Consider the following 26,938-nt stretch of genomic DNA (forward strand, 5'->3'; position numbering starts at 1 on the left):
ATCGGCCTCACACGTTTGCAGGTGTGACCCAACGTTAACGAATACAGCGAAATTGTTGATACAGATTACTTGCACATGACACAAGAACTCACAAAGGGTTTGGCGCCTCGTCTGAGAAATCGCGTCCAGCCGCCTTCGAGGCGCCGCACAGCCATGATGGGTTGTGGGGTGTCGATGCCCCTCACTGCCATTGGCGGCACAGCCGGAGTGATTCGCTGAACGAGAATGCCGTCCGACGCCGCGACTCGGTATATGCCGGTCCACTGGTGCTATCGGGATGCGGTAGCAATACGACCATTCCTCAGGAGGGTCATCGGGATCGTGACCGGGTAGGGTCTCTATCGGGTTGGTGGAAGCGTCTGATTGAGCCACAGCGGCTGCGGGCAGACTTGTAGCTGTCGTGCAGCGGTCCAGAAGTCAAAGCACCGCCAAGGGCCGCCAAGGGAACCGGCCCTCGAACCGAGGAAAGGGCTTGTTGTGATGAGAATCAGGACTCTGACGGCGGCTGTCGCGGCGTTAGCGGCGCTGGTCGGCGTCGGCGCATGTAGTAACTCCCACACTGACCAGGCAGGCGCCACAAAGGGCGCACCGACGTCAGCGTCGGCCCCGGACGGCCATAAGCAGGCTGATGTCGTGTTCGCACAGCACATGATTCCGCATCATCAGCAGGCCGTTGAGATGAGCGACATTGTGTTGGGCAAGCAAGGGATCGATTCCCGTGTCGTAGATCTGGCGAATCAGATCAAGGCAGCTCAAGGGCCAGAGATTGAACAAATGCAGACTTGGTTGGGTCAGTGGGGGACGCCGAGCCAGACGATGATGCCCAGCCAGAGCATGATGCCCACTCAGAGCACGATGCCGGGTATGAGCGGGATGTCCGACGAGGACATGGCTGCGCTAAAGAATGCTCAGGGCGTGGAGGCCAGCAGGCTGTTCTTGACGCAGATGATCCAACATCATCGGGGCGCGATCGCCATGGCCCAGGACGAGGTCAATTCCGGTGGATATCCTGCGGCGACGGCGATGGCCCGCTCGATCATCGCCAGCCAACAGCAGGAGATCGACACTATGCAGAAGCTGCTGGCCTCGCTGTAACTGTCAAGACGCCCGCGGGATCACCGGATGCCCGGCTGAAACCGGCGAAGCCGCAAGCTGTTACTGACGACGAACCCCGAGGAGAGCGCCATCGCGGCGCCGGCCAGCATCGGATTGAGCAGCCCGGCGGCGGCGAGTGGCAGCGCGGCGACGTTGTAGGCGAAGGCCCAGAACAGGTTTCCCTTGATCGTGGCCAACGTCTTGCGCGATAGCCGGATCGCATCCGGCACCGCGCGCAAGTCGCCGCGGACCAGGGTGAGGTCACTGGCCTCGATGGCGACATCGGTGCCGGTACCCATCGCCAGTCCGAGGTCGGCCCGGGCCAGCGCGGCAGCGTCGTTGACGCCATCGCCGACCATGGCCACCACCTTGCCATCGGTCTGCAGCCGCTTGATGGTATCGACCTTGTCCTGGGGCAGCACCTCCGCGATCACGTGGTCGATGCCGACCTGACGGGCGACCGTGTCAGCGGCGGCCTGGTTGTCGCCGGTGAGCATGATCGGCGTCAATCCAAGCGCGCGTAGTTGGCTGATGGCCTCGGCCGACGTCGGTTTGACCGCGTCGGCCACCACGAGCACGCCGCGTGGCCTGCCATCCCAGCCGACCGCGACGGCGGTTTTACCATGCGACTCGGCCGCGTGCATGGACTCAGCGAGCGTCTCCGGCAGGTGCTGCGACCAGTCCGCCAGCAGCCGTTCGCGGCCCACCATCACCGCGTGGCCATCGACCACACCTTGGACACCGAGCCCCTCGAGGTTGGTGAATTCCTCGACGGCCGGAAGTTCGCCGAGCTTCTCGCGTGCCGCTTTGGCGATCGCGGTGGCGATGGGATGCTCGGAGGCAGCCTCCAGCGCGCCGGCTACCCGGAGCACCTGATCGGGCTGTTCGCCGTCGTCGGTGATCACATCGGTCAGGGTCATCGCGCCAGCGGTTACCGTGCCGGTCTTGTCGAGGACGATGGTGTCGATGCGTCGCGTCGATTCCAGCACCTCGGGACCCTTGATGAGGATGCCGAGTTGGGCGCCGCGGCCGGTGCCGACCATCAGAGCGGTCGGCGTGGCCAGGCCTAGTGCGCAGGGGCAGGCGATGATCAATACTGCGACGGCGGCCGTGAACGCCGCGCCGATCGACCCGCCGACGACCATCCACAATCCCAGCGTCGCTACCGACAACACGATGACTATCGGCACGAAGATGGCCGAGATCTTGTCGGCCAGCCGCTGCGCTTTCGCCTTTCCGGTTTGCGCCTCCTCGACCAGCCTGGCCATCTGCGCCAGCTGGGTGTCGGAGCCGATCCGGTTGGCCCGCACCACTAGTCGGCCGCCGACATTGACGGTGGCCCCGATGACGTGGTCGTCGGGCCGAACCTCCACCGGCACCGATTCGCCGGTCAGCATCGATGCATCCACCGCCGAAGCGCCCTCGACGACGACGCCGTCGGTGGCGATTTTCTCCCCAGGCCGCACCACAAACTCGTCGCCGACCGCCAGTTGTTCAATCGGAATGCGTTGCTCCACACCGCCTTTGCGCACCGCGACGTCCTTGGCGCCAAGGTCGAGCAACGCACGCAGCGCGGCGCCGGCCCTCCGCTTGGCTCGGGCCTCGAAGAACCGGCCAGCCAGGATGAAGGTTGTGACACCGGCGGCGGCCTCGAGATAGATGTTCCCGGTGCCATCGGTGCGTGTGACGGTGAACTCGAACGCGTGCCTCATCCCAGGCATTCCGGCGGTGCCCCAGAACAGCGCATAGACGGACCAGCCCAACGCGGCGAGCGTGCCCATCGAGATCAGCGTGTCCATGGTGGCGGTGCCGTGCCGCAGGTTGGCCCACGCGGCCCGATGGAACGGCCATGCCCCCCACACGACCACTGGAGCCGCCAGCGTCAGCGAGAGCCATTGCCAATTGGTGAACTGGAGCGGCGGGACCATGGCCATCACGATCACCGGCACGGTCAGCACCAGCGAAACCAGGAGCCGCTGCCGTAGCGACGCGGTGGGGTCGTCGGGCTGCTCGTTCAGGTCGCCATCGGTCGCCTTGGGCTGGGGAAGCGCCGCCGAGTAGCCGGCATCCGCGACAGCGGCCACCAACTGATCGGCCGAGACATCTCCGACGTAGGCCACGCTGGCCCTTTCCGTTGCGTAGTTGACCGTCGCGGTGACGCCGTCAAGCTTGTTGAGCTTCTTCTCAATTCGGGCCGCGCACGACGCGCAGGTCATGCCGTCGATCAGCAGCTCGACGTGGCCGTTGGGTGTTGTCTCGATGACGGGACGCACAATGCTCTCCTTTAGGGGCCCGGCCTGCTAGCGGGGCCGGCGGACCGTTCGACGGGGGTCGCACACAGTTGAGGGTTTGCTTCAGCCGGCGAGCTGGTATCCGGCCTCTTCGACGGCGGCCTTGAGCGCGTCGTTGTCGACTGGGTTGTCGCTCTCCACGGTGACCTTGCCAGTTGACAAATCGACGTCGACTGCGGTGACGCCGGCGATGCTGCCGACCTCATCATGTACTGAGGATGCGCAATGGGCGCAGGTCATTCCCGCAACCCTGACTGTGACGGTGCTCATGTCGGCTCCTTTCACGTCGAAAGCCGTTTCAATCAACAATATACCCCCATAGGGTATCTGTCCAAGTGTCAACATCCCGAACGAACGCGTTGCCGAGCTCACGGGGACGAAGGTTCATTTGGCATAACCACATTTCGCCGAAAATATTGCCCCGATCGAAAGATGGCACGGACCACCAACGGCTATTGACGGCCTCACTGCGAAGCGAAGCGCCCATTTATCGAGTCGCATCGGGCCGGCATGCAGTCCGGCGGCCGGATCGACGCGACGCACAGGAATTAGTTCCTGGTCAGGGTGCAGCTCCCGGTCCGCCCAACTGCGTCAGAACGTCTGCAAGGGATGCCCCTCCGAGAAGGTCCGAGACCTCTAGATCGTGATTGAATTCCGCCTTTACGCGGCGGCGCAACTCCAGTGCCTGCAGGGAATCCAGACCGATGGCGACCATGGGGGCGGTGGTGTCGATTGTCTCGGCGCGGTCGACACCGATGGCTTCGGCCAACAGGTTTACCAACCGTTGGGGCAGGCCTGTCTCCTCGACGGGGGCTGGAGCTTCGATGACAGAAGTTGCCGCGACGGGCGAGGTCAGCCGGGATAGCAGCGGGCCGTAGCCGTAGACCTCCAGTACCGATCGCGCGCGAGGAAAGTCGAATGCCGCGACGATGGCATTGCCAGGAAGTCGGCGCATTCCCAAAGCGATTGCATCGGCGGGAGACATCGGGACGACACCGATGCCTGCCAGCTGCGCCATGCTCGTGGCATCGAGGTCAAAGTGGACGGTCCACTGCCCCCACTGCACGGACACGCAGTCCAGCCCCTGGGCTCGCAGCCGGTGCGCCATGGCATCCAGCATCCGATTGGCCGCCGCGTAGACGACCTGCCCTCGGCCTCCGATCGTCGCCCTGGCCGAGGAGCATAGAACTACACGACAGTTATCCGTCCTGGGGAACGCCCCCAATATCCGCCAGATGCCAACAACTTTGGCGCGTAACGCCTGGTCGACTTTCTCGGCGGTGATGTCCAGGAAATCGACAGCCGAATACTCTACGGCGGCGTGGATTATCAGATCCGCAGGCACGCCTTGGTTTTCGGTAGCCAGTCGCGATACCGCTGCTTGGTCGTCCACGTCGCACCTGGTGACACGGATCTGCGTCGCTGTGGCCGAACGAATGTGCTGCAGCCGATCTGCGACGGCAGCCGTCTCGCCCGATCTGCTTACCAACGTGATCCGCTGCGCGCCGCGGTGCGCGAAGTGCTCACAGAATTCGAGCCCGAGATTTCCTGTGCCCCCGATGATGAGCACATGCTCAAGGGGTGCTGTGTCGCGGTCGCCGGCGAAGGTGTCGCCCTCGGCGAGCCGCTTGGCGTAGAGGCCGCCGTTGCGGAGTGCCAGCTCCGATTCTTCAGCCGTGTGCAGCGCCATGAGGATCGCGTGTGCCGAGTCTGACGCCGTCAACCCGCGCGGCAGATCGAGGTGCCGGAATCCGATGCCCGGATAATCGGCGCCTATGCTGCGAAACCCTGCGCTGGCTGCCGCATGCACCGGATCCGGCGGCGCATCGTCTGCAACAACCGCCTCACCGCCGACTGTTACGAGCCAGCAGTCGGTGAGCGCGTCGTGTATCCCCGGCCACCAGCTGCGGTCGGCAAAGAATGTTGCGACCTCGGCTGCTGCGGCGGCGTCGTCCAGTTCGGGCGATTGCGGAACCAGTATGACGAGCGTATCGAGATCGCCACTGGCGGCGCTGTTTTCGGTGTTGATCATGCGAGCCGTGGCGCCGATCTCTTCTGCCACGACGCATAACGTGGTGGCCAGGTCCCCGCAGGTCCCGGTGTGATCAACTATTCCGATGGCGCGCGGCGGCATCAGTGAGCGCTGCGACAGCCGAACCCACTCCTCGACGAGAAGGCGAGCCGGTATGGCTTCTGCGGCTAGGCCGCGCGCCGAATCAGCCACTGCGGCAACGGGTGTGACAGCGGATGATTGGCGGGCACGCACGGGCAGAACCTCGTTATACGGCAGCCACAGCCGCGTCTCGTTCATCCGGGTGTTGGGAAAATCGCGTAATGGGAGCCGGACGTGGCAGTCAGATTCGGTGCGCAGGCACTCCCACGAATAGTCGAGGTCGTGTACTGCCACCTGCGCGAGGCCGCGGGTGAACTCGCCCAAATCGGTGGCAGTTCGCTCCGACGTGCCGACCACCACCGCCTCGCGTTCACCCGCCTGGACAGCGAGATTCTCGTGAATCGCCAACTGCAGCGTCGGATGTTCGGCCATTTCAACGAAAGTGTCGATGCCGTGCCGCACCGCGGTCGCAATCGCTTTATCGAAGCGAACGGTGTTGCGCAGGTTCCAGAACCAATATTCGTCGACCGGCAGCTCAGGCATGATGGGGCCGCCGAGAGTGCCTCCGAGGCAGTCGATGTCGGTGTCGAGGAACTTCGGATTCTGCAGTTGGCGCTGCATGGACGCACGTACCGAAGTGGCGAGCTCATTGATCAAGCTGCTGTGCGCGGGATACTGCACGGCAATGACGCGCGCGAACGTGCCGCGCTCGGTCAACGTGTCCACGATGCCCTGCACCGTCTCTTGATCACCTGAAATGCCCACCATGCTCGGGGAATTCACCACCGACAGCTGCGCCCAGCCCGAGCAACGTGCGAGTAAGTCCTCGCAGGTGTCGCGGTCGGCGGCGACAACGGCCATGGCGTAATCACCGGACGCGAACTCGTCGGCGGCACGTGCGCGGAGCCCGACGACTAGCGCGGCATCTGCCAAAGTGGTCATCCCGGATACGTAGGCCGCGGCGATCTCGCCCTGACTGTGCCCGATGGTGACGTTGGGCGCAATGCCGAATGATCGCCACATCGCGGCCAGGCCGGCCATCTGGGTGAACAACGCGGGCTGGACGACGCCCGAACTGTCTTCGGCTGGAAATTCGTCGTCGAGAAGGTATTTCAGCGGCGACTCGCCGAACTGCGTCTGGAATGCCTCGGCACAGCGATCTGCCTCGGTGCGGAACGCCGGTAGCGACTCGTAAAAGAGCCGCCCCATCCCCGGCCGTTGGCCTCCCTGCCCGGGAAAAACATAGGCGAGCCGTCGGGTGCTGGCGGGTGTATTCGTGCGAACCAACGAAGGGTGTTCGTGTTCATCGATAACCGCGCGCAGGGCGCTGATCAACTCGTCGTGGTGGGTCACCATGGCCAAGGCTCGGTGCCGGCGGGCGATCCGCGTCCGAAACAGCATTTCGGCGATCCGGTCGGGTGCCACCTCGGGATGATCTGCCGCATAAGAAAGAAGGCCTGCAGCTTCCTCACGCAGAAGGTCGCGGGATTCGGCGGATAGCAGGACGGGAATGGCGCCGTTCGGAAGCCGGTAGGTAACAGGTGCCACTATTCACTCCTGGGAACTCGCGGGCATCGCGACGATTGCGTGCGCGTTGGCGCCTCCAGCGCCGAACGACGACACGGCACCGTAGCGGACGCCGCCTTTGGGCTCCCACTGGTGCAGTTTTGTCGCCAGTCGCAGGCCCGTCAGGTCCCAGTCCACCATCTTGGTTGCGTTGTCCGAGAAGAGAGTTGGTGGGATCTGACCGTGCTGGCCGGCGAGTAACAGTTTGATCAGTCCGAGGATTCCGGATGCCGCTTGCGCGTGCCCGGCGTTCGACTTCAACGAGCCCAGCCGCGCCTCGGATCGCGCCGCGCCGTAGGTCTTGAACAGGGCGAGCAATTCCACCGGGTCGCCCGCACGGGTCGCGGTCCCGTGCCCTTCGATCATTCCGACATCGACCGGATCGATCCCCGCCGCCTCTATTGTCTTGCGGATGAGCTGCTCTTGCGCGCGCACCCGGGGTACGAGGATCGGCTTGCCTTTGCCGTTGTGGTTGGTGCGGACGGCCAGGATGCGCCCATAGATCCGGTGTCCCAGCCGGCGTGCGCGGGATTCAGATTCGACAACCACCATCCCCGCGCCTTCCCCCCACACGGTGCCGCTGGCGTCCTCCGAGTAGGCGCGGCAATGCCCGTCAGTGGAAAGCGCATTGAGCCTTGCGAACTCGTAGAAAGCTCCCGGTGACCCCATGACGCACGCCGCGCCGGCAAGCGCCCATTCGCACTCGCCCGTCCGCACCGCCGTGGCTGCCAGGTGCAGGGCGGTCAACGACGACGCACACGCCGAATCGATACACATCGATGGTCCGGACAGTCCAAGGCAGTGCGAGATACGCCCGGCGGCCCCCAGCTGGCCTAGGCTGGCGATCCGATGCCCGCTGTGGGCATCGGCTACGGCCGCACGCGGGCCGTACTCCATCGGGGACATCCCGACGAAACAGCCGACGTCGGCGCCGTCCAGCGCGCCGGGGTTTATCCCCGAATTCTCCAGTGCCTTCCACGCCACGCGCATCGCCACCCGTTGCTGGGGCTGCATCACGAGGGCCTCGCGATGCGTGATACCGAAAAAAGGCGGGTCGAATGTTGTTGCGCCGTCGAGGAACCCGCCCGCGTCGAACACCGGCCCCCAGCCGTCTAGCTCGGATACCGACAGGAGATCGTCGATCGGCCAGCCGCGATCGCGCGGAAAGGGGGCAATCAGTTCCCTGGCTTCGGCAAGTGCGGACCACAAGGCTGCGGGGCTGTCGATTCCCCCGGGCGCCTCGACGGCCATTCCGGAAATGACGATTGGGTCGTCGCTGCTCACGCCGTCTGCTCGCGGTGCGCACTAGACGCCAACAACTCCGCGACGGCGCCTATGTGCGATTCCAGGTAGAAGTGTCCGCCGTCGAACATCGTGACCTTGAGGGTGTCGGTATGTTTGCCCCACCCGTACAAATCGCCCAACGTGATATACGGGTCCTGATCACCGCCCATCGCGTGTACCGGAGCCGCTACCTTGATGTCGTCGGCGCAGGAGTAGGCGTCAAAAGCGTTGTAGTCGGCTTTAATCACCGGAAGTGCCCGTCTCATGATTTCGCGGTCCGTGAACACGTCCGTGCTGGTTCCCTCCAGCGCCGCTAGATGGTTGAGGATCCCCTCGTCATCCTTGGGATGCGGTGGCTTGGCCGCGGCGCGGTAAGGGGCAACCGCCGCGGAGACGTTCAACTGGCGCACATCGATTCCGCTGGCTTCGGCGATACGGACAAACTCGAACGCGACCAACGCCCCCATGCTGTGCCCAAACGTGACGATCGGGATCCCGCGATTGTGCTCCGACGTCCAGAATTCGCCGAACGCTCCAGCGGCGATCTCGGGGAGTGATTGCAACGACGCTTCAGCCGCCCGGTCCTGCCGTCCCGGGTACTGGAAAATGATGACGTTGAATGTCGTGCGCAGTGCTTTCGAAAATTCGCGGTAGGCCGACGCGCCAGCCCCAGCATGCGGAAAAACCAGCAACGGAACGCTTTCGGGCAAATCCGGTTCGTGGAACTGTCGGATCCACCGCAGTGTGCGCGGCATGCAACGCTACCTTTCGCTTCGTGTCGCTCGATGCGCCACGAGGAACCCGCGCGGCGGCACGACCACCGCGTGCGTCATTAACTTAGCGTAGGCTAACATAAGCTCCTCGCCTGCGGGAGATGGCACTGGCCCGCCGTCCGAGTTTGGGGCGGCGCTTGGTCGGCCCTATCGGTCACGGATCATGAGGGCGGCGCGCTTGTTCGGCAGATCGAGTTCCGTGATGCGCTGAAACCCAGCGTGGTCGAGCACCCGGAGCACCCGCACATTGTCAACGTCGGGTTCGGCGACCACCCGGGCGGCTTGCGTATCCGCATCCAGTTGCCATGACGAGACCGTGCGTAGCAGGTCCACCGCCAGCCGCCGTCCGCGGTACTCGGGTGGACCCAGCAGCATGTGTACGCCTGCGTCGTGCTCGCGGGCGTGGTAGTACTCGGCCAGCGGATCAAGATCGGCGCGGTAGAGCTCCCAGTAACTCATCGGGACGCTATCCAACAGGCCCAGGTATGGAACCGAGTGCGCGCTGGAGTGCTGTTGGTGCAGATAGGACGCAATCCGGACGCGGGACCACGGCTTCCTCCAGAATCGCGCCACCTCGGGGTCGTTCATCCAGCAATGCATCAGGTCGAGGTCGCCGTCGGGGTCCAGCCGGCGCAGCGAGAATTCGCCCGCGAACACTTCATGATCAACCGCGGCGCGGCGTTGCTGCAGATCTAGCGTCTGCACCCCGTGTACCTCCCGACCAAAGGGCCCATGCGGTGCGCGACGAGCACATCGGGCAATGAGCAATCCGATCTCGTCGCCGCGGCAGGCGCACGAGCCATGTAACTTAGCGAAGGCTAACATAAGCCCTCATCGCGGTACGGTGCCGGCGACGAAGGGATCATTGATGCGTGTCGTGTCGTGTCGTTCGGGATTGCGGACCCGGGGGCACAGGACGCTCCGTGCTCTGATCGATCCGGCGAACTGAATAACGGGAGTGAGGCGAGCCATGGCCGACGACGTCAAGACTTTGCAGCAACATCGCCTGGAACTGTTACGAAGGCGCATCGCCGAACGCGGTCTGGCGGCGAGGGACTCGGCCGAGCTGGTGCAGATCTGTGCGGGAGAACGTTACCGTCTGTCGGCCGGCCAGCGCCGGATGTGGTTTCTGCAGGCCATGGACGCAGACGACGTTACGCTGAACATCTGCGTCGCCTACCGGCTGACGGGCGCTCTGGACGAGGCACGCTTACACGCAGCCCTCAATGAGGTCGTTGCCCGGCACGCTGTTTTGCGTACCACATACGCGGTGGATAACGAGGGTGAACCTTATCAAGTATTTTCCGATGATGCTGAGATCGGTTGGCGAACAGATGATTTGACCCATCTTTCAGAGGCCGAGCGCGAGCGCCAGATCCAGGCGTTGGTGCGAGACGAATTCGGCAGGCCATTCGACCTGACCGAGGATCTTCCGCTGCGGACAACCCTGATCCGCTCCGGCCCAGACGAATTCGTGCTGATCCTCGTCGTACACCACATTTGTTGGGATGATGACTCCTGGGCTGTCTTCTTCGGCGAGCTCAGCGCCGCCTACAACGGTCATCAACTGAACGGTCGCGCGCCACAGTTCATTTCGGTCGCGGTGCTTGGGAACGAGGCGGAACCCACCAGTGCCGACGTCGGCTACTGGACGGACACTTTGCGGCCGTCACCGGAACCGCTGGAGCTTCCCGGTGTGGGTGCCGCGCATCCGTCCAGGCGGGCCGAACGTCGAACTCGCGCCCTTCCCGCCGACTTGTTCGGCAGGGTCGAGGATTTTGCCCGAAACCGCTCCGCTTCACCATTTATGGTGTTATTGGCGGTCTTTGGCGTGCTGATACGCCGCTATACCGGCGCAGCAGATTTTGTGATCTCCGTGCCGGTTACCGGACGCAGCGCCCCGGCCGAGGGGGCGATCGGGTACTTCGGCAACACGCTGTTGCTGCGGATCGTCGCTCGACCGCACGACACGTTCACCTCGTTCGTCGACACGGTACGTGAAACCTGTTTTGCCGGGTTCGCCCACCAGTCCGTTGGCATCGATCGAGTGGTGCGCGAAGCCAACCCGGAGCGGGCAATGGGGCACGATGGCATGGACCAGCTGGTCCGCTTGGGTTTCAGCATGCGCAACAGCGCAAGTGGATTGGCATTGGACGGTGTCGCGGTAGGACAACTCGAATTGGGCGCGGTGGCCGCCCACCTTCCGTTGACCTTGACGGTGGTGCTCGACCCGGACGGCGTATCGGTCGAGCTCGAGTACCAGACCGATGTGTTGAGCTCGGCACTCGTCGATCAGATGCTGGCTCATTACCTGCAGCTGTTGAACAACGCCCTGGCCGAACCCGAACGTCGCCTCACCCGTCTGGACCTGCTCGGCGCCGGTGAGCGGGAAGCCGTCCTGGCGCAGTCGCATGGGGAAGTTGTGGCCACGCCCGCCGCCACGATGGTCGCGATGCTTGAAGCAGCCGCGGCCGTCGCTCCCGGCGCGGTCGCGCTCGTTTCCGACGCGGGTGAACTGACCTATGCCGACCTGCATGCTCGCGCAAACCGCCTGGCGCGCTGGCTTATTGGGCAGGGTCTCGGCGCCGAGGACATCGTCGGCCTCCACATGACCACGTCGATCGAGTTCATCGTCGCGCTGCTCGCCGTGCTGAAAGCCGGTGCGGCTTACCTGCCGATCGACCCCGCCTATCCCGACGACCGCATCCGATACCTCGTCACGGATGCCCGCCCGCAGGCGGTTATCGGGCGGCAGGAACTCGACGCCGCCGAAAATGCCGCCGCACAGTTGTCGGACGCCGCGCTCACCGACGCCGACCGGAAACGTGCGTTGAGTCCGGACCACTTGGCTTACGTCATCTACACTTCCGGTTCCACTGGCCGGCCCAAGGGCGTAGCGGTCTCGCACCGCGCGATCGCCGAGCACGTGGAGGGTTTCATCGCCGAGTGGAGTGTGACCGCAGAAGACCGGTGGCTGCAGTCGTCGTCGGTGAGCTTCGATGCGTCACTGGCAGACATTTTCATCCCGTTGTCGCTTGGCGCACAGCTGATCGTGCCCAGGCCCGAGGCCTTCGGTGACATCGACTACGTCGCCGAGCTGATCAATCGGCGCGGCGTCACCGTGCTCCACATGGTGCCCTCCGTGCTGAGCACCCTGCTGATGCTGCCGCAGGCCAGCCAATGGCGGCAGTTGCGTCATGTGCCGGTGGGCGGGGAAGCGCTTCCCGCTGAGGTAGCCGACAAATTCGCCAGCTACTTCGACGCGGAGCTACGCAATCACTATGGCCCGACCGAGGCCGTCGTGTGCTCGACACACAAGCGGGTCGCGGGGTCGCCGGGCGCGCGCGTAGTGCCGATCGGCGTGCCGAACCGCAACGTCTACGCCTATGTGCTCGACGAGCAGTTGCAACCGGTGCCCGCGGAGGTCGTCGGTGAGCTGTACCTCGGTGGCATTCAGTTGGCGCGTGGATATCTCGGTCGTCCCGGGCTGACCGCGCAGCGATTCATCGCCGACCCTTTCAATCCCGGCATGAGGCTGTATCGATCCGGAGACCTGGTCCGCCGCAACATCTCTGGCGACCTGGAGTTCGTCGGCCGAGCCGACGAGCAGGTAAAGATTCGTGGCTTCCGCATCGAGCTCGGCGAGGTCGAGTCCGTGATCGCAACGCATCCAGCGGTGCGGCATTGCCTCGTCGCCGTGGAAGACACCGAGGCCGGGCCCATGCTGGCCGCGTACCTGGTGCCAGCGGCTGATGAACACCTCTCCGCCGACTTGGATCTCGATGAGATACGCGCACATGCCGCCTCGGCCCTGCCTGAATACATGGTGCCCAGCGCATTTGCGGTTATCCATGAGATCCCGCTAACTGTGAGCGGCAAACTGGACAAACGGGCACTGCCCGCACCTACGCCTATCGCCGTGCGCCGCTACCGTGAGCCGGCGACCGAGACCGAGCGCCGGATGTGCTCGATTTTCGCCGAACTGTTCGGCTGGGAGCGTGTGGGTGCTGAGGACTCATTCTTCGGGCTGGGTGGCCATTCGCTGTTGGCGGCTCGGCTGGTCGCGCAGATCCGTGCCGAATTCGGCATAGAGCTGACCGTTCGCGCCGTGTTCGATACGCCCACCCCGGCCGGCTTGGCGGCTGCGCTGGTCGAGCAGTTCCGTGCCGAGTTCGATATCGACCTTGACGCGATGGACGCCGAGGACACTTTCGACGACGCAACGTCGGCGTGGCAATCAAGCCGCCCAGAACTCGTCGAATCGGTCCGCCCGGAGCGGCTTCCGTTGTCCTACTCGCAGCTCGCCGCGTGGTTCCAGTATCGGATGGAAGGGGCGGGGGACGGCTTTAACATGCCCTTTGCGCTTCGCTTCGACGGTCCCCTGGACATCGTCGCCCTCACCGCGGCGGTCAACGACGTCGTTAAGCGCCACGACGCCCTGCGCACGAACTTCGATGAGCACGAAGGCGTTCCGTATCAAATCGTGCACCCGAGCTTGCAGTTGGAACTACCAGTCCGGAAGATCACCCCGGACGGCTTCGATGACACGGTGGCGCAGCTGCGCCGGCACGTGTTTATGCCCGAGTCGGGGCCGTTGATTACGGTCACCCTGTTGGCGCTCGGCAAGGATACGCATGTGCTGTTGGTGGTCGTGCACCACATCGTCAGCGATCACGCCTCTCTGGGGATCTTCTTTGACGACCTCGTCACCGCCTACCGCGAGCGGCACCAAGGGCAGGCGCCGCGGTGGACCACATCGCCGATCCAGTTCGTGGACCACGCGCTGTGGCAACGAGATGCATTCGCTTCCCTATGGGGACAGGCGGAGCTGGCGTATTGGCGTGACGCCCTAGCTGGGTTGCCCGACGAGGTCTCGGTTGCCCACGATTATTCCCGCCCGCCGACGCTCGGAAAGCGTGGGGAGGTGGTGACTTTCACCTTACCCCCCACCCGCCGGGCGTCCTTAACACAGCTCGCCGAGCAAAATGGCGCCAGCGAGTTCATGGTTTATCAGGCCGCCCTGGCGGTAGTGCTGCACAAGCTCGGCGGAGGGACGGACATTCCGCTTGGCAGTCCGGTCGCGTCCCGTGTCGAACCGATCACGGCCAATCTGATCGGCTTGTTCGCCAACGTGGTGGTGCTGCGCAACGACCTGTCCGGTGATCCCAGCCTGCGCACCATGCTCACCCGTAGCCGCGACACGGTGCTCGACGCATTCGCACACCAAGAGCTTCCGATCGAACGTCTGGTTGAGGCTCTCAACCCGCCGCGCTCACGGTCCCGAAACCCGCTGTTTCAGAACATGATCCACTTTCGCGGAGAGGACTGGGCGCTGATACCGCGCCCTCTCACCGAGACCGGCGGCACCACGGTCGTACCGCTTCCGATGGACTTCGAGGTCTCACTACTGGATCTGGACGTGGGCATCAGCGTGACGCCGGGCGGTGAACTCGACGTGCGCGTCGTCGCCAATGCCGATCTCTACGAACCTGCGACGGTTGCCCTTATCGCCGCCGCTCTGAACGCAGCACTCGATGCGTTCGCGACGGCGCCGGACCGTCCCGTGTCCAGCCTGGAGTTGCTTCCCACGGATGATATGGAGAAACTCCTCGCCCCGCCGGCCCCGCCCGTCGCTGCGCCATCGAAACCGCCCACCGCAGGCTCGGTGGAAACCGAGCGGATCCTCATCACCTTGCTGGAGGAGTTGCTCGACGTCACCGGTCTCGATCGCGACGACAACTTCTTCGCGCTCGGCGGTGACAGCATCATTTCCATTAAATGGTCGGCGCAGGCAACCGCGCACGGACTGGCCTTCACCCCGGGAATGGTGTTCGAGTACATGACCATCGGCGAGCTGGCCGCGGCGGTCGACGCGGCAGCGGGTGAGCCGGCGGCCGAGGCGGATTCGCCGCCGAAGCAGGAATATACGCCGATGAGTGCGTCGGGCCTGACCCCCGATGCGTTGGCCCAACTCAACGCATCCTGGCTCAACGAGTCGTGAGGTATTTGTGACCACAGATCCGCCGCAGATCGAGGATGTACTCGCTCTTAGCCCTCTGCAGGAAGGGCTGTTTGCGTTATACCGATTGGCGCAGGACAGTATCGACCTTTACAGCATGCAGTTCGTCGTCGATGTCGACGGACCAGTCGATCTCGAGCTGCTCCGCCGCAGCGCTCAAGCCATGCTGGTCCGACACCCGAATCTGCGCGCCGCCTTCTGGGATCGTGATGTACCGAAGCCCGTGCAGATCGTGCCCACGCAGGCCGAGCTGCCCTGGTCCGAACGGTTCGCACCGCCAACGGAATTCGATGCCATCGCACGATCGGAGCGGCGCCGCCCGTTCGATCTGAGTCGTGGACCGGCATTGCGGGTTGTGCTGCTTGGCACTCCCGGCGAGACCAGGCGCCGGATGATTTTCACCGCCCACCATATTCTGGTCGACGGCTGGTCCCTCGCCGTGTTCTTCACCGAGATGCTCACCGTGTATCGGGCGGGAGGATCGACCGACGGGCTACCGACCGCGCGCCCGTACCGTGACTACATCGTCTGGCTCGCCCAGCAGGACAGGGCGGCCGCGGCCGCTCAATGGATGACGTACCTGCAGGGTGTGTCCGGGCCGCTCATGGTGGCAGACGGGACCGTCGCCGCGGGCGAGGGCGAGCCGGAGAAAACCGAACTGGTGTTGCCTGCGGCCGATACGGCGCGGCTGCGACAATGGGTGGGTCGCAACGGTCTTACCCTCAACACCGCCGTGCTATTCGCGTGGGCGGTCGTGCTCAGCAGGCTCACCGACCGTCGCGATGTCGTTTTCGGCACCGTCGTCTCCGGCCGTCCGGAAAACCTGCCCGGCGTGGAAACCATGGTCGGACTGTTCATCAACGCCGTGCCGGTGGTGCACCAGGTGAGCAGCGCCGACTCGGTGGTGGAGCAATGTGCCCGGTTGCAGCGCGAGTCATCGGCGATGCGCGACATCGGTTATCTCAGCCTGTCGGAAATCCAGCGTGAGCATGGCCGGGGAGCCCTATTTGATTCGCTGTTCGTCTTCGAGAACGCACCGATCGAGGACGCGATCCGGGCGGTGACCACACCGGACGGGGCCCGGTTCAGTCCGGTAGAGATGGAAAGTCTCACGCACTACCCGTTGACTGTGGTCGCGCACATGAAAGACGACGCGCTGTTGGTACTGGTCGAGGCGATTTCTGAGGCACTTCCGCATCTTCGGCCCTCCCAGATCGGCGAGCGCTTGCTCGCCGTGCTGCGCCAACTCCCCGATATAGGCGACGGCACCCCCGACGCACTGGATATTCTCACCACGGCGGAGCGCGCCGAGTTCGAAGGGCTTGCGACGCGGCCGCTACCCTCTGCGGAGAGCGTCTCGGTGTGGGAGACGTTCGAGCGGCAGGTGCACGCCACACCGCATGCCGTCGCCCTGACTACCGGTGGTGGTGAGTGCTATACCTATGCCGAACTACACGCGCACGCGTGCCGGCTCGCGGGGGAACTGGCCGAGCAGGGCATAGGACCGGAGAAAATCGTCGCGCTGGTGCTGCCGCGCTCGACTCGATCCATCGTCGCCATCCTGGCCGTGCTTGCCGCCGGTGGCGCCTATCTGCCGGTCGATATCACGTTGCCGAACGCTCGTATCGAATCTATTTTGCGGCAAGCAAATCCGGTACTCGCCATTGTTGAAGCCAGCTACACGGAGTTGGTAAGCGGTGGGGTCGCCACAGTGGTCATCGACGATCCCGCTGCCGCCGGGCGCATCTCGCAACGCGCAGCCGCCAGCCCGGCGGTTCGCCGGCACCCCGAGCACAGCGCGTATGTCATCTTCACATCGGGTTCGACCGGTGAACCCAAGGGCGTCATCGGCACCAATGCCGCGTTACTCAGTTATTTCGCTGACCACCGCGACCGTGTCTACCGGGCGGCCTCGGCACGCCTGGGCCGCCCGCTGCGGATCGCCCACGCCTGGTCCCTGAGCTTTGACGCCTCGTGGCAGCCCATGGTCGGCCTGCTCGACGGGCATGCGATCCATCTGTTCGACGCCGAGGAGATGCGCGACGCAGATCGGCTGGTGAAAGGGATGTCCGCCAACCAGATCGACATGATCGACACCACCCCGTCGATGTTTCTCCAACTGCGTGCCGCGGGACTTTTGGACCACCCTCTTTCGGTGCTGGCCCTCGGCGGTGAGGCAATCGATACCGCGCTGTGGGAGCAATTGCGCGCTCCGTCGCCGACCGCGGTCTACAACTGCTATGGCCCCACCGAAACTACGGTGGAATCCGTGGTGGCACCGGTCGCCGCATATCAGAGGCCGACGATCGGCACCGCGAACGCTGGAACATTCGGCTACGTCCTGGATTCGGCGTTGCGGATGGTGCCCGACGGTGTGGTAGGCGAGCTCTATCTGTCCGGGGCGCAGCTGGCCCGTGGCTATGTCGGCAAGTCCGCGATGACCGCTGCTCGCTTCGTGGCGGACCCGCTGCGTCCCGGACAACGCATGTACCGCACGGGTGACCTGGTACGTCGTCTACCGCACGGCGGATACTCCTATTTGGGACGTGGCGACTCCCAGGTCAAGATTCGTGGCTATCGCGTCGAAATCGGCGAGATCGAGGCTGCGCTGCGTGGGCAGCCACAGATACACGATGCCGCGGTTTCCGTTCTGCGTCGCGACAGCGGCACAAGCCTCGTGGGTTTTGTTGTGTGGCAGGAGGATACGGCTGCTGACCCGGTGCGGCTGCGTGCCGCGCTCGCCGAACGGCTGCCGCCGTACATGGTTCCCGCCCGGATCGTGGCGATACCTCAGCTGCCGGTGAACGCGAACGGCAAGCTGGATGGCCGTGCATTGGACCGGCTCGCCGAGGATGCACTTTTGCGCGTCACTGACGGTGGGGCGGCATCGGCGTCCACCGACACCGAACGATCGCTGTGCGGAATATTCGAAGAACAGTTCAACGGCCTAGTGCCGCACATCGACGACGACTTCTTCTCACTTGGGTTAGACAGCATTGTGGCGATCTCGGTGGTCCACAAGGCACGGCGGCGCGGTCTCACATTGAGTCCACGGATGCTGTTCAGCGCTCCGACAATTCGCCAACTCGCTGCTGCTATCGATGCGGCGCCGGAATCCGCGGCGGCCGTAGAGAACACCGAATACGGTGAGATACTGCCGCTGCCGATGGTGTCCTGGCTCTACGAGTACGGAAACTACCGCCGATTCACCCATACCGTGTTGCTGCGATTGCCGTCTGAAATCGACCGTCCATCAATCGAGGCGATGCTGCAACTGTTGCTCGACGGCCACGACACTCTGCGATCGATTCTGATCGAGACCGCCGAGGGGCCACGCCTGGTTACCCGCGAACCCGGCGTGGTCCGTGCCGCTGACGTGCTCACCCGTCTTGAGCTACCGAAATCGTCCGCCGCGGAATTCAATGCGGCCTTAGCGCATTCGGCGCGTAAGGTCACCGACGAGATCGATCCCCACTCGGGTGCCATGGTGCGAGCCGTGTGGTTGTCCAGCGCCGGACCAGGCGAGATGCTGCTGATCACCGCACATCACTTGGCGGTAGATGTGGTGTCCTGGCACATCATGCTCGGGGATCTCGCGGCGGCGTGGCGCTCGGTGACATCGGGTGCGACGCCGAAGACGATGCCCGAGTTCACGTCTTACCGCCGCTGGTCGGAACTGATGTGGCAGCGGGCCGCTACGGCCGAAGTGCAGAGCCAGCGCGATTACTGGACCGCGCAGGTTCACGGGCCGGATCCTGCGCTGGGTAGGCGGCGTCCTGATCCGACTCGTGACACGTGGTCGACTCTGCGGGTCACACGGGCACTCACACCGACTGACGTCACTGAGCGCGTGCTCACAGCGCTCACCAGAGATGGGGGCATGAACGAATTCTTGCTGGCCGCGCTCACGATGGCCGTCGCGAGTTGGCGGCGTACTCGTGCACAAAATTTTGCGGCGGGCACGCTCGTCACGATGGAGGGCCATGGGCGCGCAGACGCTATTTTGGGGACCGACACCACAAACACGGTCGGTTGGTTTACGACTGCATACCCGGTACGGCTCGGAGTGGGTGCATCAGGTGTCGATGCCGAGCAGGCAGAATGCGATCCGGCAGCGGCCCGAGCGCTATTCGATTCGGTGGCTGGCCATTTGAGTATGGTCCCGAATGAAGGTCTGGACTATGGACTGCTTCGTTATGTGGACCACGTTCCAGAATTGCAGAATTCTGTCGAACCTCAGATCATGTTCAGCTACTTGGGTCGCCTGGACCTCACTGGTGGAACCGAGCAACCATGGTCGTTAGTTGCCGGCGACCAAGGCGACGCATTGCCCGTCGACCCTGAGCCAGATCTGCCACTGCGTTTTGCGCTGTACCTCGCCGTGGCAATACGGGGAACACCGGAGGGTCCGCAACTGACGGCTAACTGGCTCTGGAGCGATGCCCTGTTCGGGCACTCCGACATCGAGCGCCTGACGCAATTCTGGCAGCGCGGCATAGCCGCGCTCGCAGCCGGATTAGATGAAAGGCCGGCATGAAGCCTGGCGCACCCGAACTACCCACCGTCCCGGTCAGCGACCGTACGGCACCGCATCACACCGACGGTTGGCGTGCACGGCGATTTCTTTGGGTTCGGCGTCGATTCAATGTCGGCCGCCCCGATTCGCGCCCTGGCCGTCATTGCACCCCACTGCCTCGACGTCGCAGCATTGACCGACGAGGAGGTTCTCGCCGAAGGCTAGTTCGGGGCGGGTGAACCGACGATGATACTGCCGACGCTGCACTCCTGTAGTTCATCGACACCGGTGGCCGCGACGAAAGCGGCGGTATCACCGAAGCCTTGCGCGCACGCGCCGAGGCCCATCGCGGTCGCGGCCAGGTAGATCGTCTGCATGAGGACGCCGACATCTTTGAGGATGGCGGCATAGGCGATCTGCTCGTAGGTCCACATGATGCGACCGCAACGTGCAGCCATGACGACGAGCACTTGCGGCTCGGCACCTCCGGTGAGAGTCGCTGCGGCCGGTTTCAACAGCTGGGACACGGCCTTCGAATCTGCTCCGGCGACAGGGCGTAGCACATGGTCGAACGAGTCGTAGTGGTACATCCCCGGCGCGAGTCCGGCGACATTGCGCACCACAGGGTAGAGCTCCAGCTCATAGAGACTGCCACCAGAAGGGTATGGGCGTGACACGAGTTCCTCGCCGTCACCGACGAGTTCGGTTTTCCGTGTTCGCGCTGTGCGATAGAGCAATTCGGCCAGCTGCCCAATAGTAATCGGGCGGGCGTCATCGAATGTCCTTGTGGAAACTCGGTCTTCGAGGACGGCCGTCAAAGTCGGGTCCTGCATTCGTTTGGCCGTCAGATCGGGAACCGAAAGGGTGATCGGCTCACCCGGATAATTCGTCCTGCGCGCCGGCGGCTGTGGGAATCGACCCTTCGCCCACTTGGTCGGGCCGAACCGCTCCCAGGTGACGGTGCGTTGACCCAGCGTGCTGCGGCGGTGAAACCACAGATCCGGTGCGCTCCAGCTGAGGGCATCGAACCTGCCGTCTTCGTCGCCGAGCTGGGTGAGGATGCCGCACCAGTGCAGATCCTCGATGAACCCTGTAGCGACGGCGCTCGGCACGCCTGAGGCGTCTGCTGCAGGCCCGTCGAGTAGGACAAGCAGGCGTGAGTCGTGAATGCGCACATCACACCATGCCAGCGGATGTTCAAGGACCAAGCCCTCTGAGTCTCGGTGCAGTACAGCAAATTTCGATAACGCGAAGGATCGCGGCGACATCGGCGCCGGCCGCATCGCGGGCCGTCCGACCGGCAGGATGGAGTAAAAATCGTTCTTTTCGTCGCGCACCGTGACCGCCAGCCAACCGCTCGTGGTGAGCTGATCTATCAGCGTGCCGACGCCACTTTCGCCCGCCTTCGTGAGTATCTCCGACAGCGTTGCCGGCCCGAGGTTCAGAGCCTTGAGTGCCTGTAGCTGGCCGGGGGTTAATCGGGTCAGTTTCTCGCTGCGCGGAGGATTCAGCAGCACGGCTCCAACGGGCGTGACCAAGCAGGTGACACCGGAACGGAACGCGAATCTCGTTTGGGCGGCGTATGTGACGTCGGGCAATCCGCGAACCCTTCCGCTTCCGATTTGATCCACCGTGTCGACTCCCTCAGCGTAAGCGAGGCACAATTCATGCGGGTTAGCAGCTCCGGCGCGGGCTCACCAGCAAGCCAGCGGATAGCGTGCACGTGACGGACCTATCGCAAAACGGGAAACGCGAATCGCGAAGTGCACATTTGCCACACGTAACACGGCGCTGCCGTTCGGTCTTCCGTGAGAACGGAAGGGAGTATGACCATCAAATAGTCGCTCCGGGCACGGCGGGCGGCGGGTCGGTTGGGAGGGGGGCGATAACAGTGGCCGTCGAGCCGCGCGCCGAGGTTGCCGCGCCCCGCATGGGGTCTTGATAACATTGCTGCGTTTGCGTATGTGGCCGACCGAGCACCGACAGGGTAGAGACGATGCCAACCTGGCCGATTCCCGAGACCTGGATCCCGCGGGTGGTTCTGCTCGGCTACAGTGGGTTGCTCGCCGCGGTCGCGGGGTTCGTCAATTCGGTGGCCCTTTTGGTGTGGGCATTTCCGGTGGGGAACCTCACCGCCTTGACCACCAAGGCGGGTATGCATAGCACGAATCCTCTCATCTACCAGGGCCGCATGATCGCGGCGATCGTGTTTGGATTTCTATTCGGAGCCATTGCGGCGGGTGCGGTGCTGGCTGCCGTGCGGACTTTTGCTGGCCCTCGTCACGCTGCCGTCCTGCTGGCCGAAGCCGCGCTGCTGCTCGCCGCAGCCGGCGTTGAGCACCCGATCGGCAGGGCGCTCCTCGCCGCGTGCGCATGCGGGCTGCAGAACGGCATGACGTCCAATCTTCCGGGGATGCCGATTCGCACCACGCACTTCACCGGCACGATTACCGACCTCGGTCTGCTCTTGGGCCGCAGCCACCGCCACCGGGTGGACAAGTGGAAGGCCACCGTGCTGACGACGACCGTGCTGCTGTTCGTCGGGGGCGCAGCCGCCGGCGTGCTGCTTGGCAACCGGATTGGTGACCACGCGCTGATTCCCCCCGCCGTCGCCTGCCTAGCTCTGGCCGCGGTCATCATGCTGCAATACCGCCGTCGCGGCGCCCGCGAGGCTCCGGTGGCAGCGGTAGTCGAGCCCGCGTAGCGAGTCATCTCAGCCCGCCGGATCGCTCGGCAGCGACACGTGCACTACTGATGCCGTACATCCTGTCGCACGCGCGGTCATGCGCTGCCGCGCAATGTGCGCTCTGAGTGCACGGACATACATGCACGCTGAGGGGCTAGAAACCTCCATCATGTTCGACGCCGACCGCAGTCGTCCTGGCTGGTAGGCGACCACCACCCGACCGAGCGCCCCTAAACTGAGGTGGCACTCATTTGCCACGGGTAACGACCGACACCGGGTCGTTTCGCGCGCCCCGCGCACATCGGCTGGCCACGCGGCCCGTTGCGATCTGCTGGACAATTCCGCGATTAGCCAGGCACCGCTGGACCACCCTGCGTCTGCCTGGCTGACGATACTGTCGTGGGTGTTGGGCTCGGCCGCCACGGTTGCCCGAAGCCGGCGGTGGTCGAGCTGGTCTATGCGGCGGTCGGAAGCCGGCAGTGGTCGGCGCGCGCCCAGGGGAAGTTGAGAGAGCATCATCGATATCGTGTGCACCACGCGACAGGCCGAGGCGGCGACGGTGGTTATAGAGACCGAGCCGCAGCAGGGGCCGGTGCCGACGCGGGCCAAAGCCGCGGTGGATGTGGCCGCCATCATGTCGACGTTCGGCGGCGGCGGGGACATGCTGGCCGCCAGCGATACAACCGCCGGTCCTGCCGCCGAAATTGTCACTGCCCTGGTCACGGCACTTGCCTGACGAGCACCCGGCGGCTGTGCCGCCGACAGGTCCGCGAAGCCGCCGCGTCGGCGACCTGGAGCGGAGCATCACCGGCCTGGCCCTGCCGGCGCTCGCGGTGCTCGCCGCCGAACCGCTCTACCTGTTATTCGACACTGCGGTGGTGGGCCACCTGGGTGCGGTGAGCCTGGCCGGGTTGGCCATCGGCGCCGTGGTGCTCGGCCTGGTCGGAGTCCAGTTCCTGTTCTTGTCGTATGGCACGACGTCACGCTCCGCCCGCCACTTCGGTGCCGGCGACCGGGCATCGGCGGTCACGGAGGGAGTGCAGGCCACGTGGTTGGCGCTCGGCCTGGGCGCCCTGATCGTCGTCATGGTGCAGGCCGCCGCGGCGCCGCTGGTGTCGGCGATCGCCGCACGCGGGCAGATCGCCGGCGCGGCGTTGCCGTGGTTGCGGATCGCGATCGTAGCCGCTCCGGCGATCCTGGTGTCGCTGGCAGGTAACGGGTGGATGCGCGGGGTGCAGGACACCGCGCGACCCCTGCGCTATGTGGTCGCCGGTTTCGGGCTGTCGGCGCTGCTGTGCCCGTCGCTGGTGTACGGCTGGCTGGGCTTGCCCCGCCTGGGCCTGGCCGGCTCGGCGGTGGCCAACCTGGTGGGCCAGTTGCTGACAGCATTGCTGTTCGGGCGCGCGCTGTTGGCCGAGCGGGTGCCGCTGCGGCTCGACCGCACTGTGCTGCGCGCCCAAGTGCTGATGGGCCGCGATCTGATCGTTCGGACCCTGTCGTTCCAGGTTTGTTTCATCTCCGCCGCGGCGGTGGCCGCCCGGTTCGGCACAGCGGCGGTGGCCGCGCACCAGGTGCTGCTGCAGCTGTGGGATTTAGCTGTGCTGGTGCTCGACGCGCTGGCGATCGCGGCGCAGTCGCTGGTGGGCGCGGCATTGGGGGCAGGCCAGACCGTGCGTGCCAAGTCGGTGGCCCGGCATGTGGCGGCGTATTCGCTGGCCGCCGCGACGCTGCTTGCTCTCATGTTCGGCCTGGGCGCTCCGGTACTGCCCACGTTGTTCACTCACGACCGGTCAGTTCTGGACGCCATCGCTGTGCCGTTGTGGTTCTTGATCGCCCAGCTGCCGATCCAAGGGATCGTGTTCAGCCTGGACGGAGTCTTGGTCGGCGCCGGCGACGCCAGGTTCATCCGCAACGCCACGCTGATCAGCGCATCGGTCGGGTTCTTGCCGTTGATCTGGCTGTCGTTGATCTTTGGCTGGGGACTCGCCGGTGTCTGGTCGGGTTTGGGCACCTTCATGGTGATGCGATTGGGTTTCGTGGGGTGGCGGGTGTGGTCCGGTCGTTGGACGGTGCAGGGCACCGGCTAATGCCCTTGTGGGCAATGCGCCGAAGTTTCGTGCACGGTTAGCCCAACGCCTCGTCGGCGAGTCGGCCTGCACGCGCGCCGAACGACGGATTCCACCACCGCAAGCAGCAGCCCCTCATCCCACGACAGCTCATCATCCGTTCTCGGCACTCACTGTGACTCGGTGACCGCGATGAATCGATACTGCTGCGGTGAAAATCCCCTACAGACTGCGCGGTCAGACCGTGGGCCGCTGGTCGGCCCGCGCCGTCCGGACTGTGCCATTCTGCCGCAAGGCGGGAAGTCGGGTGATGAATGTTGCGCCGTGGCCAGGAGTGCTGTGGGCGGTGATCATCCCGCCATGGGCCTTGACGAGCTGGGCGACGACCGCCAGTCCGATGCCGGAGCCGTCGGCGCGCGCGGTGCGGCTGCGATAGAAGCGGTCAAAGATGTGCGGCAGGTCGTCGGCCGGAATGCCGGACCCGGTGTCGGCGATGGCGAGCTCGGCCCATCCGTCGATCTCGTGCAGGGTGAGGGTGACCGCGCCGCCGGCGGGCACGAACTTCAGCGTGTTGGTCAGCTGATTGGCGACGATTTGGGCAACTCGCACCGGATCCGCGTCAACCCATACCTCGTCGAAGTCGGTGCGCACGTCTATAGCGGCTTCGTCGAATCTGCCGGCCAGCGAGTCCGCGGTGTCGGCCACGATGCTGGTCAGTGAAATCGGATGCCGGTCCAGGGTGAACGCGGCAGCGTCGGCGGAGGCCAGCGCTTCCAGGTCAGCGACCAAGTGGGTCAAGCGCAGGGTTTCGTTATGCAGGGAGCGGATGACGCCGTCGGTGGGCTGGCGAATTCCGTCTTGCACTGCCTCGAGTTCACTGCGAAGGATTGCCAGCGGGGTGCGCAACTCGTGGGCGACATCCGCGGTGAAAGCGCGGCGCAGTTGATCCTCTTTTACGACGTGTTCGACCATGGTGTTGAAAGCCTTTGCCAACTGCCCTATTTCGTTGTTAGGAACAGCGGTGACGCGTCGGTCCCGATGTCCAGCGGCGAGAGCGCCGGCGGCGCTGGTTAGTTCGGTGATGGGTTTGGTGGCGCGGCGGGCGGTGTACACGCCGACGAGCAGCGCTACCAGCGCCGCAGTGAGCGCACCGGCCAGCAGTAGCCGGTTGACCGATGAATGGAATTCCTTGTCCACGGTAGGTACTGCGCCTTGCGGTACGCGAACGACGAGGGTACCGACTTGCCTGCCCGCGACAACAACGGGCAAGCTGCGGGGTGGCCCGAGGCCACCGGTGCCCATCATTTTGCGGTGCATCTCGGGTGTGCCTGCGTCGGTGTTGGCGTCGGCCACTGACCACACGCGATGACCAGAGGCATCGCGAAGTTCGGCCTCAGAGCCGGTCATGATCACGGTAGGCGCAATGCGGTTCAGCGACATGGGGCTCCAGGCATCGTTGCGGCGATAGTCGGCGGCAAACAGCGCCACCAGCTGCTCCTGCTGAGCGTGTTGCTGTTTATCGAGGTAGTCCTGAAACCGTCCGGCGAAGGCCGTGTTGACCAGGACCGCGGTCAGTAGGGCGGAGCCGGCGCCGAGCGCCGCGAAGGCCAGCGCGAGTCGGCGGGCGAACCGGCCCGGCAGCAAACTAGGCATCGCGGTCGATTGCGAATTTGTAGCCGATACCCGGCACGGTAGCCACCAGCTGGAACGGTGCGGCGTCGCCGAGTTTGCGGCGCAGGTTTTTTACGTGCACATCGATGGTGCGTTCGTAGGCATCAAATGCGTGGCCCTGGGTGCGGCCGACGAGTTCCAGCCGTGTCCAGGCCCGTCCCGGCCTGGACGCGAGCACGGCGAGCAAATCGAACTCGCTGCGGGTGAGCTCGACAAGTGCATCGTCGACACGCGCTTCCCGGCGATCGGTGTCGATGCGTAGCCGTCCATCGCCGTAGGAGATGTCGGATTCGGTGGCCGAAGGCCGACTGCGGCGCAGCACCGCCTCGACGCGGGCCACCAGCTCGCGCGGACTGAACGGTTTGACCACGTAGTCGTCGGCGCCCAGCCGCAACCCGGCGACCCGGTCGTTCTCGCTGGCCTTCGCGGTGAGCATGACGATCGGTAGGTCGCTGTCCTTGCGCAGCAGGCGGGCCACTTCGTCACCGGGCAAGCGGGGCAGGCCGAGGTCGAGCAGTACCAGATCAGGGCCCGCGGTCCGGGCCAGGTCGAGGGCCGTTTGGCCGTCGGCGGCCTCGAGCACCGCGTAACCCTCGCGTTCGAGGTATTCGCGCACCAGGGTCCGTAATTTCTTCTCGTCGTCGACGACCAGCACCGTGGGGCTCACGAGTTCACGGTAGGGCACGCCGATCACGGTTTGCTGGCAAGGCGGTTGTTCGAGCGGGGCCGAAAGCTCGTGCCTTTGCCGTTGAATTTGCAATCATCCTGCTGCTGTTCATCGCGCCCACCGTCTTGCTCGTCGCTGTCGTTCCCGACCCGACGCCGTCGGCGTCGACGTGGTCGGTCGCGCGACGGCCA

Annotated in this window: 15 protein-coding genes; 6 read left to right on the forward strand and 9 right to left on the reverse strand. The window is 64.6% G+C overall.

All coding sequences use genetic code 11. The annotated features are described in order from the left end of the window. Positions 1–480: 480 nt before the first annotated feature. A complete protein-coding gene (locus JF781_RS22170; RefSeq protein WP_225330634.1) occupies positions 481–1,095 on the forward strand; it encodes a DUF305 domain-containing protein in 615 nt (204 codons plus the stop codon). Between the two features lie 20 nt (positions 1,096–1,115). Here the strand turns inward: JF781_RS22170 and JF781_RS22175 are convergent, their stop codons facing one another. The 6 genes from JF781_RS22175 to JF781_RS22200 form a co-directional block, all read right to left on the reverse strand. Beyond that, positions 1,116–3,311, reverse strand: a complete 2,196-nt coding sequence (locus tag JF781_RS22175) for a heavy metal translocating P-type ATPase (RefSeq protein ID WP_255642209.1) — start codon at positions 3,309–3,311, stop codon at positions 1,116–1,118. A gap of 138 nt (positions 3,312–3,449) precedes the next feature. Further along, positions 3,450–3,656, reverse strand: a complete 207-nt coding sequence (locus tag JF781_RS22180) for a heavy-metal-associated domain-containing protein (protein WP_014711838.1) — start codon at positions 3,654–3,656, stop codon at positions 3,450–3,452. Between the two features lie 289 nt (positions 3,657–3,945). Continuing rightward, a complete protein-coding gene (gene nbtC / locus JF781_RS22185) occupies positions 3,946–7,047 on the reverse strand; it encodes a nocobactin polyketide synthase NbtC (protein ID WP_225329657.1) in 3,102 nt (1,033 codons plus the stop codon). A gap of 3 nt (positions 7,048–7,050) precedes the next feature. Then, positions 7,051–8,349: a polyketide synthase gene (locus JF781_RS22190; RefSeq protein ID WP_225329658.1), complete on the reverse strand. Its 1,299-nt coding sequence runs from the start codon at positions 8,347–8,349 to the stop codon at positions 7,051–7,053. After that, positions 8,346–9,104, reverse strand: a complete 759-nt coding sequence (locus tag JF781_RS22195; RefSeq protein WP_225329659.1) for a thioesterase II family protein — start codon at positions 9,102–9,104, stop codon at positions 8,346–8,348. Before JF781_RS22195 ends, JF781_RS22190 begins: the two co-directional genes overlap by 4 nt. Before the next feature lie 165 nt (positions 9,105–9,269). Then, positions 9,270–9,827 carry a GNAT family N-acetyltransferase gene (locus JF781_RS22200; protein WP_225329660.1) on the reverse strand — a complete coding sequence of 186 codons (558 nt, stop codon included), beginning with the start codon at positions 9,825–9,827 and terminating at the stop codon, positions 9,270–9,272. Between the two features lie 265 nt (positions 9,828–10,092). On the opposite strand from JF781_RS22200, the gene JF781_RS22205 reads away from it, so the two are divergent. Further along, positions 10,093–15,123: a non-ribosomal peptide synthetase gene (locus JF781_RS22205; RefSeq protein ID WP_225329661.1), complete on the forward strand. Its 5,031-nt coding sequence runs from the start codon at positions 10,093–10,095 to the stop codon at positions 15,121–15,123. After that, positions 15,080–19,678, forward strand: a complete 4,599-nt coding sequence (locus JF781_RS22210; protein WP_255642208.1) for a non-ribosomal peptide synthetase — start codon at positions 15,080–15,082, stop codon at positions 19,676–19,678. Before JF781_RS22205 ends, JF781_RS22210 begins: the two co-directional genes overlap by 44 nt. A gap of 200 nt (positions 19,679–19,878) precedes the next feature. Here JF781_RS22210 and JF781_RS22215 read toward each other — a convergent pair whose 3' ends face one another. Beyond that, positions 19,879–21,255 (reverse strand): SagB family peptide dehydrogenase, encoded by a 1,377-nt coding sequence (locus tag JF781_RS22215; protein WP_225329676.1) that lies wholly within the window; start codon positions 21,253–21,255, stop codon positions 19,879–19,881. A 398-nt stretch (positions 21,256–21,653) separates the two neighbouring features. On the opposite strand from JF781_RS22215, the gene JF781_RS22220 reads away from it, so the two are divergent. The 3 genes from JF781_RS22220 (at position 21,654) to JF781_RS22230 (ending at position 24,430) form a co-directional block, all read left to right on the forward strand. Beyond that, complete coding sequence (locus JF781_RS22220; protein WP_225329663.1) at positions 21,654–22,361, forward strand: YoaK family protein; 708 nt, start codon at positions 21,654–21,656, stop codon at positions 22,359–22,361. A gap of 508 nt (positions 22,362–22,869) precedes the next feature. Then, complete coding sequence (locus JF781_RS22225; protein ID WP_225329664.1) at positions 22,870–23,079, forward strand: hypothetical protein; 210 nt, start codon at positions 22,870–22,872, stop codon at positions 23,077–23,079. Between the two features lie 16 nt (positions 23,080–23,095). Next, the gene (locus JF781_RS22230) at positions 23,096–24,430 is read left to right on the forward strand and encodes an MATE family efflux transporter (protein ID WP_374109732.1); all 1,335 of its coding nucleotides are present in this window, start codon (positions 23,096–23,098) and stop codon (positions 24,428–24,430) included. 216 nt (positions 24,431–24,646) lie between these two features. Here JF781_RS22230 and JF781_RS22235 read toward each other — a convergent pair whose 3' ends face one another. Then, positions 24,647–26,062: a cell wall metabolism sensor histidine kinase WalK gene (locus JF781_RS22235; protein WP_225329665.1), complete on the reverse strand. Its 1,416-nt coding sequence runs from the start codon at positions 26,060–26,062 to the stop codon at positions 24,647–24,649. Beyond that, positions 26,055–26,747 (reverse strand): response regulator transcription factor, encoded by a 693-nt coding sequence (locus tag JF781_RS22240; protein WP_374109733.1) that lies wholly within the window; start codon positions 26,745–26,747, stop codon positions 26,055–26,057. The genes JF781_RS22235 and JF781_RS22240 overlap by 8 nt, the downstream gene beginning before the upstream one ends. Between the last annotated feature and the right edge of the window lie 191 nt (positions 26,748–26,938).

Origin of the sequence: Mycobacterium sp. WUMAC-067, assembly GCF_020217485.1 — a bacterium.
Lineage (GTDB): Bacteria > Actinomycetota > Actinomycetes > Mycobacteriales > Mycobacteriaceae > Mycobacterium.